Genomic DNA, 18,365 nt, shown 5'->3' on the forward strand with positions numbered 1-18,365 from the left:
GGGTTACTCCGCGGGGGGCCGGGAAAAATCAGTCCATCTCCAGCGTCGCGCCCGCCGAGTGGACCTCGCAGGTCTCGGCGTCGTAGCCCGCCCGCGACAGGCCGTTGCCGAGCGCGAAGACGGTCTCGCCGAGCATCGCCATCGCGGCCTCGCCGCCCGCCTCGTCAACGTCTTCGAGGACCGCCTCGACTTCGGGCGTCAGCAAGTCGGCCTCGCGGGCGAACTTCCGCGAGGAGTCCATCAGCGTCGATAAGGTCGGCTCCTCTACGAGGCGGACCAGCATGTCCACGCCGACCTCCGAGAGGCGGTCGGTGTTGCCCGCGAGGACCTCCTCGGTCGAGCGCTCGCCCAGCGTCAGATACTCCACGCGGCTCTGGGCAGCCACCCCGTCCATCCGGCCGTACTCCGGCGCGCCGGGGTCGAGTCGAATCGGGACGCCGCCGCGGGCCTGTGCCACCACGTCGCCGAGTCCGGTCCCGGCGTCGACCTCCGCGGCGTGGGCGATGGTCACGAGTTCGTTCTCCGAGCGCCCGCAGTCGAAGGTCCGGTTGGCCGCCAAGGCGGTCCCGAGCGCGGCGGCACCCGAGACGCCGAAGCCAGCGCCCACGGGCAGGTCGGTCGTGGCGGTCACTCGCGCCTCGACGCCGAGGTCCGAAAGCACTCGGGTCACCGCCTCGACGGCGGCGGGTTCGTCGTTCAACTGCATCGAGGTCTCGGCGGCGGGTTCGACCTCGACGGTCACGCCCTCCGAGAGGGTCAGGCCCGCGCCGCGCGAACCGGCCTGCTCGGGGTCGTCGGCCTCGTGGACGCTGAAGAAGCCGGTGACGTGGCCCGGCACGAACGCCCGCGACGAGTCGTCGGTCATACTCTGGCCTTTCGAGTCACGCCGTATAACCTTTATAATCTGGGCCGAGCGCCGACGCCGCTACACGTTCGGAGGAGACTCGAAACTGCAAACGAATCGAATCGGCGAGGCGTCAGCTTACGGCGAGAGACGCTGACGGTCTCGCGGGAACACCGGAAGACGGTCCGGGATGCTCACTACGTTGCGCTTCCGGGCCTGCGACTTCCGAGCGCCCGCGCGAGACAGGGACGCCGTCGCCTACGGCGAGAGACGCTGACGGTCCCGCGGGAACAGCACGGCCTCGCGGATGTTCTCCAGTCCGAGCATCGTCATGATGAGGCGCTCGCCGCCGAGGCCCCATCCGGCGTGGGGCGGCATGCCGTACTTGAACATCTTGGTGTAGTACTCGAAGGCGTCGGGGTCCAGACCCTGCTGTTCGAAGCCTTCGACAAGCTTGTCGTAGCGGTGTTCACGCTGGCCGCCGGAGACGAGTTCCATGTTCGGGTGCATCATGTCGAACCCGGTCGAGAGCTGCTCGTCGTCGTCGTGGTCCTTGATGTAGAAGGGCTTGATTTCGCTGGGCCAGTCGGTGATGAAGTAGTGGGAACCGACGTCCTCGCCGAGGGCCTTCTCGCCCTCGGTGGGCAGGTCGTCGCCCCAGACCAACTGCTCGTCGAGTTCGCCCGTGGCGTTGATGCGCTCGATGGCCTCCTCGTAGCTCAGTCGCGGGAAGTCGCCGTCCGGGACCTCGAAGTCGTCGTAGCCGAGTGCCTCCAGCTCCTCCTGACAGTTCTCGGCGACGCCCTCGTAGGCCGCCTTGACGACGTGTTCGCAGGCGTCCATCGCGTCCTGATGGTCGTAGAAGGCGCTCTCGAAGTCGATAGAGGTCGCCTCGTTGAGGTGACGGGGCGTGTTGTGCTCCTCGGCGCGGAAAATCGGACCGATTTCGAAGACCCGCTCCAGACCGGAGCCGACCATCAGCTGTTTGAACAGCTGGGGCGACTGGTTCATGAACGCTTCCTGACCGAAGTACGTGATGGGGAACAGTTCGGTGCCGCCCTCGGTGCCCGTCGCAACGATTTTCGGCGTGTTGATTTCGGTCGAGCCGAGTTCGCGGAAGGCCTCGCGGACCGAGCGCAGGACCTCGGCGCGAATCTCGAAGATGGCCTTGGTCTCGTCCTTCCGGAGGTCGAGGGTGCGGTTGTCGAGGCGCGTCGAGAGGTCGGCGTCCACCTTGCCCGAGGGGTCCAGCGGGAGTTCGGGGTCGGCGTCGGCGATGACCTCGACCGACTCGGGGACGATTTCGACGCCGGTCGGGGCGCGCTCCTCTTCCTCTACGTCGCCCGTGACCTTCACGACGCTTTCGCGGTTGACGTTGATGCCGGTCTCCACGAGGTCGTCGTCCATCTCGTCCTTCTCGAACTTGACCTGAATCTTGCCGGTCGTGTCGCGGACGATGAGGAATGCGATGCCACCGAGGTCTCGAATCTCGTGGGCCCAACCCGCGACCGTCGCGGTCTCGCCGGGTTCGGCGTCGGCCGTGTACGTTCGGTCTTCCATGGGTCTGAGTTTCTGCGGCGTTCTCTTAAACGCCGTCATTTCGTCGGAAGGAAATCGCTCGCAAACCCACGTATGCTTTCCGGAAGTGTGCGGAGGAGTCTCACTCGCTCCCCACCCGTTCGCTCTCTCACCCTTTCCGGGTCGTCAGTCCCGCCGCCACCGCCTCGATGAGCACGTCTCGGACCGCCCGATAGAACTCGTCGTCGCCGAAGTCGTCCTTCCGGTAGGCGACGAACTTCACGACGCCCATCGCGGCCGCGAGGACCTCGGGGTCGCCCTCGCGGAGTCGGCCCTCGGCCTGCCAGCGCTCGACGTAGGGCACGACGTAGCTCAGCGACTCGGCGCGCTCGGCTTCCAACTCCTCGTCGCTGAACTGGGCCATCAGGCGCGAGCGGTCGTCGTCCGCGACCAGTCGGCGGACCAGCGGGTTAGTCTCGATTTCTTCACAGAGGAGGGTGAGGAAGGCGACGATGGCCTCCTCGGGGTCGAGTTCTTCTTTACCATCCCCGACACGCTCGAAGGACTCGGCGAGGAGGTCGGTGGCGATTCGTTCGCCCTCCTCGCGGAGAATCTCGAAGTAGAGCTGTTCTTTCGAGTCGTAGAACCGGTAGAAGGTCCCGTTGGCGATGCCCGCGGGAGTAGTGAGGTCGCCGATGGTGGTCTTGTCGAGGCCGTAGCGCGCGAACAGGTCCCGGCCGGTCTCTCGAAGTTGTCGGCGGATGCGCTCGCGCTCGGCGTCGTCGAACCCGGCCATCAGATGTCCTTCCTCCGGAACCACGCGGCGCTGACCGCGACCAGCGCGACTGTCGCCGCGAGGAGGACGACCGCACCCGACCAGTCGTACTCGCCGGAGACGAGAATCGCGGTCGGGTCGTAGTACCGGGTCGGGCTAATCGCGCCCAGCCAGTTCAGGTCGGCCGACTCGCTGACCGTATCCAGCAGGAACAGGCCGAAGATGGCCCCGAGACCGGCGCGCTTGGCCGCGTCGGACTCGGAGAACGCGACCGACAGCAGGAGACCGATTGCTCCGCAGGCGAGCAGGTAGGGCACGGACAGCAGGTGGACCACCGCGAGGTCGGCCAGCGAGATGGACTCGCCGATGGCGAGGACGGTGGCGAAGACTGCTATCCCCACCACGAGGTTGACCGCGAGGACGACCGGGACGAGCGAGGCGAACTTCTCGACCACGACCCGCGCTCGGGAGACCGGCGCGGCCAGCAACACGTCCATCCGACCGCGCTCCACGTCGCCAGCAATCAGGCCGCCCGAGAGGTAGGCGGCGTAGATGCCGAGCAGGAGCAACCAGAAGAACTGGTAGAGTTCGACCGCCAGAAAGCCCTCGATGGTAGTGATGGAGAAGGTCCCGGACGCGCCGAACGCCGCCTGCACCGCGGGCGGAAGACTCTCCATGTAGGCGTCCAAGTCCGCCCCCGAGTTCGAAATCGAGGGGAACAGCGCGACGAACAGCAGGGACATCGCGGCCAGCAGGACGGACAGGACGAGCGCGCCCCGAATCCGGCGCTCGGACTCGTAGGTGGCGATGTCAAGCATCGGACTCGCCTCCGGCGGTCGCCGCCGCGGTCTCGGGCGGCGGGGACTCGCTCTCCGGCCCGTCGTCGTAGAACTTCATGAACACGTCCTCGAGCGGGGCCTCCTCGATTTCGAGGTCCCGAACGCGGTAGTTCCGGAGGTGGTCGAGCAGGTCGTCGTACTCGCCGGTGAACATGAACGAGGCGTCGCCGTCGCCCGCGTCGAGGTCGTGGACGCCAGCGAGGGCGAAGTCCGCCGGGTCGAGCGTCTCCTCGACGCTGACGTGGACGCGCTTGCCGCTCCGGTCGAGCAACTCCTCGACGCCCTCCATCGCCACGAGTTCGCCGTTCCGGATGATGCCCACGCGGTCGCAGACCTTCCGGACCTCGCTCAGGACGTGGCTGGAGAAGAAGAAGGTGGTCCCGCGGGCCTGCTCGTCCTCGATGAACTCGTAGAGCCGTTCCTGCATCAGGGGGTCCAACCCGGAGGTCGGTTCGTCCATAATCACGAGGTCCGGGTCGTGCATGAACGAAAGCACCAGCGCCAGCTTCTGCTTGTTGCCCGTCGAGTACTCGCCGATTTCGCGGTCGATTGGCGGGTCGAACGCTTCGAGGAGTTCGTCGGACCGCTCGTCGCCCTTGAGCGCGGCGTGGTAGCGAATCAGCCGTCGCCCGGTGGTGCCCTCGTCGAGGCCGGGGTTGCTCGGCAGGTAGCCGACCCGCCGCTTGGCCTCGATGAGCGCCGCCTCGTCGGTCACGTCCCGGCCGAGGAGGGTCGCCGACCCGCCGGTCGGGGAGATGAACCCCAGCAGGGTCCGGATGGCCGTGGTCTTGCCCGCGCCGTTGGGGCCGAGGAAGCCGAAGACCTCGCCCTCTCGCACCGTCAGCGAGAGGTCCTCGACTCCTCGGGTGTCCCCGTAGTACTTCGTCAGGCCGGTCGTCTCGATTGCGCTCATTCCTAAATGTTCGTTCCGTGAATAGATGAATAGTTCGGTTATCCGTTCACGAGACGCGGAATCGCACAGGAGAGTCGTTGGAATCGGCGAAACCGGCCGAAGGTGTCAGAACCGAGAGGGGCGCTTACTGTCCACCGTCGAGAACGCTTGCTGGAACTGCCGAGGTTTCGTGCAGGTCATCCACCGACAGATTTCGGCCGGTGAAACAGACCACCTGCGGTCCTCGGCGGACTGAAAGGGCGAGCGCGGTTCGCGCACCGCGTGGTCGTCTCAGCGACCCCTATCCGAAGTCGGGCGGTGCGGAGAGACTTCGGATATGTCGCTGAACGACCGCGAACCGCGCGAGGGCTTTCGAGGACACTGCTGTCTCACCTGCTTCTACGGTTTCGAGTACGAGGACTTTCGAGGTCGAAGTCACGGCCTCGTCGGTCCCCTCTCGAACAGACAAACGAAAACAATGCTAAAACTGATTCAAATGATGCTTAAATGCAGAAAGAGTTGGTTTTGTCCGGAGAAAAAAGCGTCTCAGACCGATTCGGGCGCGGCCGCTTTCGCGTCCTGTGCGGCCTCGACGGTCTCGCGCACCGCCTCGACGCCCTCGTCGTGGACGAGGTCGCCGACGATGATGGTGTCGGCGCGCTCGGCCATCGTCCGGGCCGAGTCGTAGTCGTGGATGCCGCCGCCGTAGAATAGCGTCGCCTCCTCCAGCGCGTCCGCGGCGGCCTCGACCGCGTCGGGGTCGCCGTACATCCCCGAATACTCGACGTAGACGATTTCCTGGCCGTACATCTGCTCGGCGACCTCGGCGTAGGCCGCCACGTCCTCGGGCGACTGGTCGCAGTCGGCGCTGGTGAGTTCGGCCACGCTGGCGTCGGGGTTCATGATGATGTAGGCCTCGGTGGTGGTCCGGTCCCAGTTCACGTCGCTCGATTTGACCCACTCCTTGTGGAATCCGGTGGCCCACGCGATGTCCCCGGCGTTGAGGACGACCGGCACGAGGTAGCCGTCGAGGTCGTCGTCGTCCACCACGACCGCGGGGTTGCTCGGTTCCTGATACAGCGGCACGTCGTACTTCGCGCAGGCGTCGATGACCCGCTGCATCTTCTCTTGGGTCATGTCGAGCGTCCCGCCGATTTCGAGCGCGTCGGTGCCGGTCTCGCAAACGTCCTCGAAGGTCTCGCCCTCCGCGAGCGTCTTGTCCGGGTCCAACTTGACGATGTGGTCCCAGTCGGTCCAGGGTGAGGTAGTCATTATGCGTGTAAACCCGAGGATGCGGTTTAACATCTTCGAATCCACCTTTTATTACGGCTGCGAGTGCCAGCGGCGCTCATTCTCCGATGAACTGGGCCGAAAGCCACGGCCATGGAAACAAATACGGTTCTGTATGCACAATGTATACGCATGAGTACCAGTATCCGGGTCTCCAACGAGACGAAGGACAAACTCTCCCGGTTGAAACGGGACGATGAGACGTGGGACGAGTTCCTGAACCGACTGACGAACGAGGAGGAGCCTATCAATATCGGCGCGTGGTCGGACGACGTGGCTGACCGTGCCCGTGAAGCCGTCGAAAGTTCCCGAGAGAGTTTCGAGCGATGACCTTTCTCGATTCGTCGGTTATCATCGACATGCTCAGCGGGGTTGATTCGACTGTCGAGTTCGTTCAGGAGCAGGGGGAACCCTACTTCACCTCCTCTCTCTGCGTCTTCGAAATCCTGGACGGGGTACTCGGGAGTGGTTCGACCGACGTCGTTGCGGCCCGCCAAGACTTCGATGGGGTCCACGCTCTCGACCTCACCGACGACATCGCTCTGGAGGCCGCACGTCTTCAGGACCAACTCCTCGACGACGGCCAGCGAATGCCCACCCGCGACCTACTCATCGCCGCGACCGCTCGTTCGACAGGCGACCATCTCGTCGTCGCTGACAGCGATTTCGAAACGGCCATCCTTCAGTCTCACATTCAAGTGACTAACCTTTCGAAGTGATGGTGTTTTCAGTCGGGGGAGGGTAGTCTGCTGGACTATGGCAGTCCGGAGCTACATGTAGAGGCCAGCAGTTCACGAACATATTTGTAATCCCGTTTTGTTGGGGCTAATATGAGTGAAAAGGAGTTTATTGAGTTCATCCCCGGTATTATATCTTCTACAACCGAAGACCGTCATGGTCACGAAATCTCGAAATCAACTTTGGAGAAATGGGCGAAGGAACTTCGGGACGAAAAAAAGACTATTCCATTCACTTTCAATCATTCCTCTGAACCAGTAGGTGAATGGTTAGATGCTCAGGTATTAAGTCATGGAGATTCTGCTTTTCTTGCTGGCATGGTAGGTATTTATTCGGGTAATCAAGATGCAGTAGAGAGACTAAATGATGGAGAGTTTGGTGGCTTAAGTATTCAGGGTACTACATATCGGAATATCACAGAGAACCAGTTTACTTCAGCAGATGAAGTAATATCGCTATCAGTAGAACCTTCATGGTCAGAATCTATTGGCGGTATAATCGACCAACAGGGGGCAGGTTATCGCTTTGAAATTCAGAAGTCAGAAGTCGGTCTTGCGTTATTTGAGATTGTAATTGGGAATATTGATGGCATTATTCAGGCACTCATTATGATTCATGCCTACTGTACGTATCAGAGAAAAGTTTTTGAGGAGGAGAATCAAACCGAGGAGTCATCTACTCGGGCAAATATTCAACTTCCTGATGGCACAGAAGTTAACCTTGTAGAGAATAACGCAAAGGAGGTCATAGTGCAGTTAGAAGAGTCGGGTTATGAAGTCCAAATTAATCCTGAAGAAGCAGAACAGCTCTCCGACACGTATCAAAAGGCCATCAAAGAAAAAGACGCTGAAGACGATTAAACTTCACATCCTCCAAACCCAAAGCCGGTAGATATTCTCTCGATACAACTCCTCGATGTCCTCGATGCCCGCGTCCGAGAGCTTCTCGGCTGTCTTCGCGCCGATGCCGTCGAGCGATTCGGGGTCGCTTCCCGAGTCGCTCTCGCGGGCCTTATGCGGCAATACGCCGCAATTCACCGCGAGTGAACGATACTGTCGGCTCACTTCTCTTCATCGTCTGTCCGAGCGAGACCTTCCCAGATGGCCATGAAACTAGACAGAATCACTACTGTTTGTTTAATCGGCCGAATGTCTATCCCGGCAAGTAACAGACAGAGACAGACGACCGTAACCGCTACCAAACCTATCAGGCGTCGCTGATTTCGTTTGCAGAGACGGCTCCAGAGGTGAATTGCAAGCGCGATTGCGAGGCGATACAGGGCGTAGGCCGGTCCGGGTGTATACATTTCTCGTGGGGGTCAGTTGGACCCACTTCGCGAGGTCCAGACGTAGCTGTCGAATCATTGCGATGAAGCAAGTGGATTCAGACAGCATACCGGGACCCAAAGGGTGAGAGGGCACGGGGGAAGCCTTGACTCGTTTGCTCGTGTTACGGAGCCCCTCGTCCGGGTGGACTGGCCATCGCCTCTCGTCCGCAGGATGCTGACCTACTCACGCGGGAACGCCAGAACGGGGTTTCATACGAATTACACTGTCGCACTCATACATAAAACCTTCCCAGAAATCGACACGAATCAGGCGAAGGCTATCAGTCGGCTTTCGCCTTCCAGCCCCGAAGCCTATCCTCGCTCACGCCCTGCACCTGAGAGGCCACCGTCTCGACTTCGGCCTCCTTCAGGTCCTCGATGCTCTCGATACCGGCCTCAGAGAGCTTCTCGGCGGTCTTCGAGCCGATGCCGTCGAGCGTTTCGAGGTCGCTTCCGGACTCGCTCTCGCGGGCCTTGAACTCCCGGTAGTTGCAGATGGGACAGCCCAGTTCCCACGGGTCGTCGCCGCTGTGGATGACGAGTTCGGGCAGGTCGTGTTCCTCGCAGCGCTCGTCGGTGATTTCGATGTCGCCCCGGCGCGGGAGCGGGAGCGAGTAGTCACAGTCGGGGTAGCGAGTGCACCCGACCAGCCGCGAGCCGTTTTTGAGGTGCTTGATTGCCAGCTCGCCGCCCTCCTCCTCGCCGCACTCGGGACAGACCCCGATGACTTCGTCCTCTTCCTCGTCGGCCTCCTCGGCCTTGCAGAGTGGGCACCCGTGGACGAACGTCTGGCGGCCCGCCAGCATTTTGACGTGGCGTAGGTCGTGTTTCTCGCACGTCTCGTCCAAGATGAGGGGCTTGCCCGTGTTCGGGAGCGGCAGGGTGTACTCGCAGTCGGGGTAGCCGTCACACCCGACGAAGTACGAGCCGTTCCGGCTCTGGCGGACCAGCAGCTCGTGGTCCGACTCGGGGCAGGGGCCGAGTTTCTTGTCTGCCTTCAGCGATTCTTGCAGGAGGTCGCCGACCTCCTCGCGGGAGTCGCGCAACTCGTCGAACACCTGCTGGAGGTACTCGCGGGACTCGTCGGCGACCTCGCTCAGGTCGGCCTCGCCCTCCGCGATGGCGGTCATGTCCTCTTCGAGTTCGGCGGTCATCTCCTCGCTGACCACGAGGTCCGCGAACTTTTCGGCGGCCGTGACCACGGCCTTCGCCAACTGAGTCGGCCGCGGCGGGTCGCCCTCGACGTAGCCCCGGTCGTAGAGCTTCTCGACGGTATTGTGGCGGGTCGACTTCGTCCCGACCCCCATCTTCTCCATGGTCTCGATGAGCCGTGACTGGCCGTATCTGCGGGGCGGCTGGGTCTGCTTGTCCTCGATGCGGGCGTCGGTGACCGCCAACTCGTCGCCCTCTTCGACGTCGGGGACGTAGTTCTCGGAGGTGTTGAAGTAGGGGTAGACCGCGTGGTAGCCCTCTTCGAGGAGGCGCTTGCCGTTGGCCTTGAGCTTGTGTTCGTCCACGCCAGCGACGACTTTGAGGTGTTCCCACGTCGCCGAGTCGGCCACGGTGGCGAAGAACCGCCGGACGACCAACTCGTAGATCTCCCACTCGTCGTCCGAGAGGTCGCCCTTCGTCGGTACGTCCTCGGTCGGGTGAATCGGCGGGTGGTCGGTGGTCTCCTCGTCGCCCTCGGTGGGTTCGAGGTCGTCCAGTTCGAGCAGGTCGTCGGCGTCGTCGCCGAAGTGGTAGTTGCCCGAGAACGTATCGAGTAGCTCCTCGGGGTCCAAATCGTCGGGATAGACCGTGTTGTCGGTCCGGGGGTAAGTCATGTACCCCGCGGTGTAGAGGTCCTCGGCGATGCTCATGGCCTGCTGGGCCGAGTAGCCCAGACTCCCTGCCGCGCGGATGAACTGCGTGGTGTTGAACGGCGCGGGCGGGTCGTCGGTCCGAGTGCGCCGGGAGACGCGCTCGACCTCGGCCGCGCTCGCCGAATCGAGCGCCTCGAAGACGCCCTCTGCGGTCTCCTCGTCCCAGACGCGCTCGGCCTCGTTGTCGTCCTCGTCGCGGTAGAAGTACTGGGCCTCGAACTCCGCGGTCTCCTCGTCGGTGTCCTTCAGCAGGTCCGCGAACAGTTCCCAGTAGTCCTCGGGGTCGAAGGCCTCGATTTCGCGCTCGCGGTCCACGATGAGTTTGAGCGTCGGCGACTGCACCCGGCCGACCGAGATGAAGTCGTCGCCCAGCTGGCGGGCCGACAGCGAGAGGAATCGCGTGAGGGCCGCGCCCCAAATCAGGTCGATTTCCTGTCGGGCCTCGCCCGCCGCCGCGAGGTCGAAGTCCAACTCGTCGGGGTTCTCGAAGGCCTCGGTGACCTCGTTTTCCGTGATGGAGGAGAACCGGACCCGGCGAATCGGCACGTCGTCGTTGACCTCGCGGACGAGTTCCCACGCCTCCTTGCCGATGAGTTCGCCCTCGCGGTCGTAGTCGGTCGCAATCGTCACTTGGTCGGCCTTCCGGGCCAGCACGCGCAGGGTGGAGACGATGTTCTCTTTCGTGGCCTTCTTCTCGATGGGTGCGTCGATGAGTTCGACCGGTTCCACGTCGCGCCAGTCGTTGTACTCGTCGGGGAAGTCCACGCCGACCACGTGGCCCGACAGGCCGATACACCGCCTGCCGCCCCACTTGTAGACGTTGACGCCGTTCTTTCGCTCGGCTTCGGCGGACTCGCCGCTCAGGATGTCGGCGATTCGACGGGCGGCGTTGTCCTTCTCGGTGATTATCAGTTCCATGCCTCACCTCCGGCGGCCGGTTCACGTCCGAACCGGGCGGCTACTCGGGGGTCGGGGAGTCGCTGGTCGCTCATTCGTGTTTCCGGTAGGACAACTGCGGGCGTAAAGCTTTCGCCGCCGAAAATCGCCAGAGGGCGGCGGTCCAAGGCGCGTGCGCGAAGGACGATAGCCGACTGACGACGACTCACGACCCCGCCGCGGAGTCTCCGGCAGACCCGGCCGGGAAAGAATGCGTTTAAGAACCACACGCACGACCTTCCACCGAGACCGTGTCGGGCGAACAGGAGAGCCGAGTAGACATGACCACCGGGGCGATTACGCCGAAACTCGTCAGCCTCGCGTGGCCCCTCGTGGCGGGCAACCTCCTCCAGACGTTCTACAACTTAGCTGACATGTTCTGGGTCGGTCGCGTCGGGCCGAAAGCGGTCGCGGCCGTCTCGCTGATGTTCCCGACCGCGTGGATGTTCGTCTCGGTGGCGATGGGCCTGACCGCGGCGTCGGTCGCGCTGGTGTCCCAGCACGTCGGCGCGGGCGACGACCGGAAGGCCGACAACGTGGTCGCCCAGATTACGATGCTGACCGTCGCGGTGGCGCTGGCCCTCTCGGCGTTCGGCTACGTCTTTCGCCACCCCTTGCTGGACCTCGTCGGCGCGCAGGGACAGGTCTACGCCTTCTCGCTCCAGTACATCGAGGTCCTGTTCGTCTCGATTCCGTTCACCTTCCTCTTTTTCGTCTTCCGGGCGGTCCTGCGCGGGGCGGGCGACACTCGGACCGCGATGTGGCTGATGATGCTCTCGGCGGGCGTCAACGTGGTCCTCGACCCCTTCTTCATCCTCGGCTGGTGGGAGTTCCCGGCGTGGGGCGTCCGCGGGGCGGCCGTCGCCACGCTGATTTCGCGGGTCCTCGCGGCGGTCATCGGGGTCGCGCTCCTCGTGAAGGGCGACTGGGGCGTCCAGCTTCGACTGGCGGACCTCCGACCCGACTGGCCGGTGCTGAAGCAACTCGTGGACGTGGGCTACCCCGGAACTATCGACGGCCTCGCGCGAAGTTTCGCCGCGGTGGCGATGGCCGCCCTCGTGGCGCGATTCGGCCCGATTCCGACCGCCGCCTACGGCGTCGGTCTCCGACTGATGTCGGTGTCGTGGACCGTCTCGGGCGCGGTCGGGCAGGCCACCGCGACCGGGGTCGGGCAGAACCTCGGCGCGGACACCCCCGACCGGGCCGCCGAGGTCACGTGGAAGGCGACCGGGGGCACGCTGGCGGTGCTGTTCGGCGCTGGCGCGCTGATGGTCGCCTTCCCAGACGAGGCCATGCGCGTGTTCATCGCCGACCCCGCGGTCGTCGCGGCGGGCGTGGACTTCCTGCGCATCATCGCGCCCTTCCTCGCGTTCTTCGGCGGCCTGATGGTCGTGCAGGGCGGGTTCCGCGGGGCGGGCGACACCCGGACCGCGATGGCGCTGTCCTTTCTCTCGCGGTGGGTTCTGCGCATCCCCGCCGCGCTGGTGCTGGCCTACTCGTGGTCGATTTCGGCGTTCGGCGTCCCGCTGGCCGGGTGGGCGTGGGGCGTCGAGGGCCTCTGGTGGGCGTGGTCGTTCTCGGCGGTCGGGTCGTTCGTCGTCGGCGCGGCGTGGTTCAGTCTGGGCCGCTGGCGCGAGGGCGTCGTCGAGAAGGAACCGACGGCGACGCCGGGGGACTGAAATTCGGTTCGGGGGACCGACGCCCACGGGGTGCCCCGCCGCGTTTCCGGCGAACGATTTTCGGAGAAAGCCGCCACCTCGGCGAAACAGATAGAAACAATCCCCTAACACAATATAAAATTGTTTAAGTATTTATTTTAGTTGCTCTGAGCACGACGCCAAACCCTCGACTCCCGTTCGAAACCTCTACGCCGTCAGGGCTTTCTCCGCTTTCAACAGTATATTATGCCGTCTCGCCCAGTTGTCGAAACATGGAAGCAGACACGGCAGGCACGCGACTTCGTCGGTGGTGGACCGAACTCGACCGCGGGTGGCAGGCGGTCGCCCTCGGCTATCTCGTGGTCGGCGTCGTCGTTCTCACGGTCTGAGCGATGGCAGGGATTCGTCGCCTCCTCCCCGGTCTCGCGCTCTTGATACTCGTCGGTGCCGTCGGCGAGGCGGTCGGCGCGATTACGCCGCTGAATCCGCTGGTCGTAGCAATCGCGCTCGGCCTCGTCGTCGCCAACGTCGCCGACGTGCCACAGACGTTCCGGCCGGGCATCGCCACCCAGAAGCTCTGGCTCGAAGTCGGCATCGTGTTGATGGGCGCTCGCATCGCGCTCGACTCGGTGCTTTCGGCGGGACTGCCGCTCCTGCTGTCGGTCCTCGGAATCGTCGCGTTCACCATCGGCGTCGCCGAGGTCCTCTCGCGCCGACTGTTCGGCCTCCAGCGACGCCTCGGCTCGCTGCTCGCGGCGGGCGCGAGCATCTGCGGCGTCTCGGCGGTCGTCGCCACCGCCGGGACCGTCCGGGCCGACGAGGAGCAAATCGCCTACGCCACCAGCGCCATCCTGCTGTTCGACGCGCTCACGCTCTTCGCGTACCCCGTCGCGGGGCAACTGCTGGACCTCTCCGGGCAGGTGTTCGGCATCTGGGCCGGACTGAGCATGTTCAGCACCGGCCCGGTGACGGCTGCGGGGTTCGCCTACTCCGAGACGGCAGGCCAGTGGGCCACGCTGACGAAACTCACGCGCAACGTCCTCCTCGGCGCGGTCGTCCTCGCGTACTCGGTGGTCTACACGGGGACTGACGAGGAAACGGTCGAGAGTGACTCGGACGCCACGGACACCGACGGGACGGATTCCGACGGGACGCTCCGACGACTCTGGCAGGGGTTCCCGAAATTCGTCCTCGGGTTCGTCTCGGTGATGCTACTGGCCTCCAGCGGGGCGCTGACCGGGGCCGAAATCGACGCCCTCACGCGCGCCTATCATTACTTGTTCCTCGCCGCGTTCGCTGGCCTCGGCCTCGACATCGAAGTCGAGGGCCTGCGTCGGACTGGCGTGGGACCGGTCGCGCTGCTGTTCGTGACGCTCGTCATCGTCAGTGTGGTGTCGCTGGTCGGAGTTCAGTCCCTGTTCTGATTTTCGAGGATTTTCGATGTGGCTGCGAGCGTGAACAACAGAACTGAGATATTGTTGTTTTCTGAAGCTCCGGGCTCATCCCGGGTTGCTATCGATGGCGAGAGCGAAGTCGTAGGATGAACACCTTTGAAGCCCCCGCCCGGTCGCTGACCGACATATCTGCTCCTCTCCGCGCCGGAAGACAAACCGCGTCTTCCGAGCCATTGCCTCACTTCGTTCGGCAAGACACCGCCCGTCGCAGATAGGGGTCGGTCAGACGACTAAATTGTACGCGACCGGGCGTCCCCTTCATCCACCCCATGGCAGGTAGTTGGTCGAGCGCGCCTCGGTGGTTTGGTCGTCCTCCAATCGCCTCTCGAACTTCCCGCCGAGTCGCGCGAGGGTTTAAATCCGAGGAGGGGACGAACCCCCTGCGTGACCTGAGACCTGCCCCGAGGAGTCGAGGCGGGAGCGCGGCGCGCTCCTCGGGGTCCAATCACGCGCCGCCTGTTCGCCCTCGCCCGCCCGGACTCGTCACTTCGATTCCGATTCGTCGTCCAACAGTCGGTCGTGTATCGAAATCACGTCGAGGTCCTCGTCCGAAAACCGTCTTTCCGCGAATCTGGCGGCGGACTCGGTATCGAGACCTCTCGACTCGAGTTCGAGGAAGGCTTCTCGAACGAGTTCCGCTATCGCGTCACGCATCTCGTCGCGCGGTCCGACGAGCTTCGGTCTGGTGTGTATCGCCACTCGGTCGTCGGACTGCTCGACTCGAACCAAACCAGTTCCCGAGAGGATAGTGTCGGAGCGACCGCTCTCGATTTGGTCGAGCAGAAGCAAGAGGTGTTCGAGACACGTCCACGTCAGTCGCATGACGTCCGTCCCGTCCTCGGTCGGTCGCCGTATCGAGAGAGTCATCTCGTCCGGAACCCAGACAAACGACTCGGGTTCGAGCGCGTACTCCGAGAAGTCGAGCTGAAGTTCGACCGACTCGAGTGGAACGCCGTCTGCTACCATGGGAATCCGAGCGAGAAGTTGTGGGTCTCTACTCGTCCAGTCGCTCCCGAAGCATCTGGTTCACCGAACCAGGGTCGGCGCTCCCGCCGGTCTTCTGCATGACCTGCCCGACGAGGAAGTTGAGCGCGCCGCCCTCGCCAGCGTGGTAGTCCTCGACAGCGTCGGGGTTCTCCTCGATGGCCTCGGTGACCGCGCCCTCGACTTCGCCCTCGTCTGCCTTGCCCAGCCCCTCGCGGTCGATGACCGTCTCGGGGTCGTCGCCCTCGTCGAGCATCTCGCGGAGGACGACCTCCTCGGCGTTCTTCGTGGTAATCTCCTCTTGGGCCACGAGTTCGATGAGGTGCTTGAACTCGCCGAGGCGGTCTTCCACGTCGGTAATCTCCATGTCGCGGTAGTTGAGTTCGCCCAGCAGGTTGTCGGCGACCCACGTCGCGGCGAGGTCCGGGTCGTACTCGCTGGCGACGTCCTCGTAGAAGTCCGCGACCTGCTTCGTGGAGGTGAGTTTGCTCGCGGCCTCCTCGCTCAGGCCGTACTCGTCGCCGAATCGCTCGCGGCGGGCGTCCGGTAGCTCGGGAATGTCGAGCTTCTGCTTCCAGTCGCTGACTTGCAGGGGCGGCAGGTCGGCCTCGCGGAAGTACCGATAGTCCTTCTCCTCTTCCTTCGAGCGCATCGAGACCGTGATGCCCCGGGACTCGTCCCAGTGGCGGGTCTCCTGCTCGACTTCCCGGCCGCGCTGGACCGCGTTCTTCTGGCGCTGCGCCTCGTAAGAGAGGGCCTTCTCCGCGCCCTTGTGACTGGAGATGTTCTTGACCTCGGTCCGGTTGGCGGCTTCGAGCGCCTCGTCGCTAATCCCGCCGTCGTCGCCGATTTCGTCGGCGTCCACGACGCTGAGGTTGGCGTCGATGCGCAGGCTCCCGTCGCGCTGGCTGTCGAACACGCCGAGGTATTCGAGGACCTCCTCGAGTTTGGCGAGGAAGGCTCGGACCTCCTCCGCGCCGCGGAAGTCGGGTTCGGTCACGATTTCCATCAGCGGGACGCCCGCGCGGTTGTAGTTGACCAGCGTGTACTCGGCGGTGTCGATGCTCCCGCCCGCGTGCTGGAGACTGCCGGGGTCCTCTTCGAGGTGGGCGCGCTGGATGCCGACCGTCCGGCGCTCGCCCTCGACTTCGACCGCCAGTTCGCCGTCCTGACAGATGGGGGCGTCGTACTGGGTAATCTGGAACCCCTTGGGCAGGTCGGGGTAGAAGTAGTTCTTCCGGTGGAAGGTCGTCTCCTCGGGGATGTCGGCGTCGATGGCCTTGCCGACCTTGACGGCCGATTCGACCGCGCCCTCGTTCAGCACCGGGAGCGCGCCGGGCAGACCGAGACACACCGGGCAGGTGTGGGTGTTTGGCTCGGCGTCGGCCACGTCGGTCGAACACCCGCAGAAGATCTTCGTGTCCGTCTCGAGTTGCACGTGGACCTCCAGACCGATGACGACGGCGAGGTCCGATTGCTGGACAGCCTGTGCAGTCATTACCCGCCAGTTTGCGGTCGGGGCGCTAAAGACTAACGAACGACGGTTCAGCAGGGTTCATTACCTCCGAGTGTTCAGGTGGTGAAAACGTGAAGGTCCGGACGAAGTTCGCGGTGCTGATGGTAGTCGTCACGCTCGTCCTCAGCGGCGTCGTCTACGGCCAACTGGAACTGGCCAAAGACCGGTCGATTTCGAGCATGGAACAGAACGTCGACCAGACGGCGACCCAGACCGCCGAGCAAATCGACGCCGAGATTCGCCAGGAGAAGAACTACGTCGGTTTCTACGCCTCGCGCCCGGAAGCCAGCAACTTCAGCCAGTCGAGCGAGTTCTTGGACCGGTTTCTCACGAACCCGCATCTCTTCGCCGGGCAGGTCGTCGCGGCCAACGGCACCGTGATAGACTTCCGCGGCGACATCGCGCCCGAGGTGCGCCGCGAGACCATCGGCGAGGACCTCGGCAACCGGACCTACGTCAGCAAGACCGCCAGAACCGGCGAAATCCACGTCACCGACCCCGAGCGAGTCGAAGGGACCGACCAACACATCGTCATCATCAGCGCGCCCATCTTCGAGGAGGGCGAGATATCCGGCGTCCTCGCCGCGGCGCTTCCCGTCAACGAGTTCACCTTCCTCACGATGGTCAAGCCGCTGGAGACCGGCGTCCGGACCGTCTCGGTCCGGGCCGACGACAAGGTCCTCCACGAGTCGCAGGCTTCCTTCGAGGAGAGCGTCTCCAGCACCGCCACCGTCTCCTCGACCGGGTGGACGATCCGGGTAAGCCGGGACCGCTCGACGCTGGACGCTCGACTGCGAGAGGTCGCTATCATGCAGGTCGCAAGTCTGGCGCTGGTGCTGTCGTTGGTCATCGCGCTGGCGATCTGGGAGTACAACGCCAACATCCGGCAGGCCGAGAAGCTGCTGGACGGGTTCAACGCGCTCCGAGACGGCGACTACGATCAGTCGCCCCAACTCGCCTCGGGCGAGGAGTGGCACCAGATTCGGGAAGGGTTCGAGGACCTCGCCGACGCGCTGGCCGAGCGCGAGGCCGGACTGAAGGAGCGCGAACAGCGGCTACAGGTGTTCAACCGCGTCCTGCGTCACAACCTGCGAAACGACATGACCGTCGTGGTCAACTACGCCGAGTTCGTCGCCGACGAGTCCGACGACCCGCAGGTTCGGCAGGCGGCCGAGAAAATCTCCTCGCGCGGCTGGGACCTCGTGGACCTGAGCGAGAAGGCCCGCCGGGTCGGCGACGCGATGGAGGGCGACGACGCTGCCCCGGTCGAAATCGACCCGGAATCGGTCGCGGCCGACGCCGCAGACGCGGTCCGCGCCGAGTATCCCGACGCCGACATCGCAGTCGAGTCCGGCGACACGCCGCCAGCGAACGCAATCCCCGCGCTCGATGCCGCAGTCGAGAACCTGTGTGAGAACGCGGTCGAACACAACGAGAATCCCTCGGTGACAGTCTCGGTCGAGCGAACCACCGACGCTGACGACCAGCGGTGGGTCCGGATTGCGGTCGCCGACGACGGCTCCGGCATCCCCGACCACGAGCGGGCCGTCCTGACCGAGGGCGAGGAGACCGACCTCGAACACGGGAGCGGTCTCGGCCTCTGGCTGGTCAACTGGGTGGTCGAGCGCTCGGGCGGTCGGCTCACGTTCGCCGAGAACGACCCGCAGGGGTCGGTCGTCAGGATAGATTTACCGCCAGCTGAAGGCGAGTAATCGCCGGAAGAATCGCG

General features: G+C 64.0%; 16 protein-coding genes. 6 read left to right on the plus strand and 10 right to left on the minus strand.

Translation table 11 applies throughout. The annotated features are described in order from the left end of the window. Positions 1-28: 28 nt before the first annotated feature. The 6 genes from EPL01_RS17135 to EPL01_RS17160 form a co-directional block, all read right to left on the minus strand. Positions 29-865 (minus strand): pantoate kinase, encoded by an 837-nt coding sequence (locus EPL01_RS17135; RefSeq protein ID WP_135826498.1) that lies wholly within the window; start codon positions 863-865, stop codon positions 29-31. Positions 866-1,102: 237 nt separating this feature from the next. Further along, positions 1,103-2,404 carry an aspartate--tRNA(Asn) ligase gene (gene aspS / locus EPL01_RS17140; RefSeq protein ID WP_135826499.1) on the minus strand — a complete coding sequence of 434 codons (1,302 nt, stop codon included), beginning with the start codon at positions 2,402-2,404 and terminating at the stop codon, positions 1,103-1,105. Between the two features lie 127 nt (positions 2,405-2,531). Then, complete coding sequence (locus tag EPL01_RS17145) at positions 2,532-3,158, minus strand: TetR/AcrR family transcriptional regulator (RefSeq protein ID WP_135826500.1); 627 nt, start codon at positions 3,156-3,158, stop codon at positions 2,532-2,534. Next, positions 3,158-3,955 (minus strand): ABC transporter permease subunit, encoded by a 798-nt coding sequence (locus tag EPL01_RS17150; RefSeq protein ID WP_135826501.1) that lies wholly within the window; start codon positions 3,953-3,955, stop codon positions 3,158-3,160. The genes EPL01_RS17145 and EPL01_RS17150 overlap by 1 nt, the downstream gene beginning before the upstream one ends. Then, entirely contained in the window at positions 3,948-4,889 is a 942-nt protein-coding gene (locus EPL01_RS17155; protein ID WP_135826502.1) for an ABC transporter ATP-binding protein, read from the minus strand. The genes EPL01_RS17150 and EPL01_RS17155 overlap by 8 nt, the downstream gene beginning before the upstream one ends. 525 nt (positions 4,890-5,414) lie before the next feature. After that, positions 5,415-6,140, minus strand: a complete 726-nt coding sequence (locus EPL01_RS17160; RefSeq protein ID WP_135826503.1) for a phosphoglycerol geranylgeranyltransferase — start codon at positions 6,138-6,140, stop codon at positions 5,415-5,417. A 150-nt stretch (positions 6,141-6,290) separates the two neighbouring features. Here EPL01_RS17160 and EPL01_RS17165 point away from each other — a divergent pair, with 150 nt between their 5' ends. The 3 genes from EPL01_RS17165 (at position 6,291) to EPL01_RS17175 (ending at position 7,756) form a co-directional block, all read left to right on the plus strand. Next, entirely contained in the window at positions 6,291-6,488 is a 198-nt protein-coding gene (locus tag EPL01_RS17165) for a DUF7557 family protein (RefSeq protein WP_135826504.1), read from the plus strand. Then, entirely contained in the window at positions 6,485-6,877 is a 393-nt protein-coding gene (locus EPL01_RS17170) for a PIN domain-containing protein (protein WP_135826505.1), read from the plus strand. The genes EPL01_RS17165 and EPL01_RS17170 overlap by 4 nt, the downstream gene beginning before the upstream one ends. 111 nt (positions 6,878-6,988) lie before the next feature. Then, the gene (locus EPL01_RS17175) at positions 6,989-7,756 is read left to right on the plus strand and encodes a hypothetical protein (RefSeq protein ID WP_135826506.1); all 768 of its coding nucleotides are present in this window, start codon (positions 6,989-6,991) and stop codon (positions 7,754-7,756) included. Between the two features lie 3 nt (positions 7,757-7,759). Here EPL01_RS17175 and EPL01_RS21835 read toward each other — a convergent pair whose 3' ends face one another. Further along, positions 7,760-7,918, minus strand: a complete 159-nt coding sequence (locus EPL01_RS21835) for a helix-hairpin-helix domain-containing protein (protein WP_168215946.1) — start codon at positions 7,916-7,918, stop codon at positions 7,760-7,762. A 586-nt stretch (positions 7,919-8,504) separates the two neighbouring features. Further along, a complete protein-coding gene (locus tag EPL01_RS17180) occupies positions 8,505-11,006 on the minus strand; it encodes a DNA topoisomerase I (RefSeq protein WP_135826507.1) in 2,502 nt (833 codons plus the stop codon). Between the two features lie 299 nt (positions 11,007-11,305). Here EPL01_RS17180 and EPL01_RS17185 point away from each other — a divergent pair, with 299 nt between their 5' ends. Continuing rightward, positions 11,306-12,703: an MATE family efflux transporter gene (locus EPL01_RS17185; protein ID WP_135826587.1), complete on the plus strand. Its 1,398-nt coding sequence runs from the start codon at positions 11,306-11,308 to the stop codon at positions 12,701-12,703. Between the two features lie 371 nt (positions 12,704-13,074). After that, the gene (locus EPL01_RS17190) at positions 13,075-14,106 is read left to right on the plus strand and encodes a YeiH family protein (RefSeq protein ID WP_135826508.1); all 1,032 of its coding nucleotides are present in this window, start codon (positions 13,075-13,077) and stop codon (positions 14,104-14,106) included. 513 nt (positions 14,107-14,619) lie between these two features. On the opposite strand, the gene EPL01_RS17195 is transcribed toward EPL01_RS17190, so the two are convergent. Next, entirely contained in the window at positions 14,620-15,102 is a 483-nt protein-coding gene (locus tag EPL01_RS17195) for a hypothetical protein (protein ID WP_135826509.1), read from the minus strand. A gap of 28 nt (positions 15,103-15,130) precedes the next feature. Next, entirely contained in the window at positions 15,131-16,618 is a 1,488-nt protein-coding gene (gene gatB, locus EPL01_RS17200; RefSeq protein ID WP_135826510.1) for an Asp-tRNA(Asn)/Glu-tRNA(Gln) amidotransferase subunit GatB, read from the minus strand. Between the two features lie 89 nt (positions 16,619-16,707). Here gatB and EPL01_RS17205 point away from each other — a divergent pair, with 89 nt between their 5' ends. Then, positions 16,708-18,348 carry a sensor histidine kinase gene (locus tag EPL01_RS17205; RefSeq protein ID WP_135826511.1) on the plus strand — a complete coding sequence of 547 codons (1,641 nt, stop codon included), beginning with the start codon at positions 16,708-16,710 and terminating at the stop codon, positions 18,346-18,348. Positions 18,349-18,365 lie beyond the last annotated feature (17 nt).

It is taken from the genome of Halorussus ruber (genome assembly GCF_004765785.1).
Lineage (GTDB): Archaea > Halobacteriota > Halobacteria > Halobacteriales > Haladaptataceae > Halorussus > Halorussus ruber.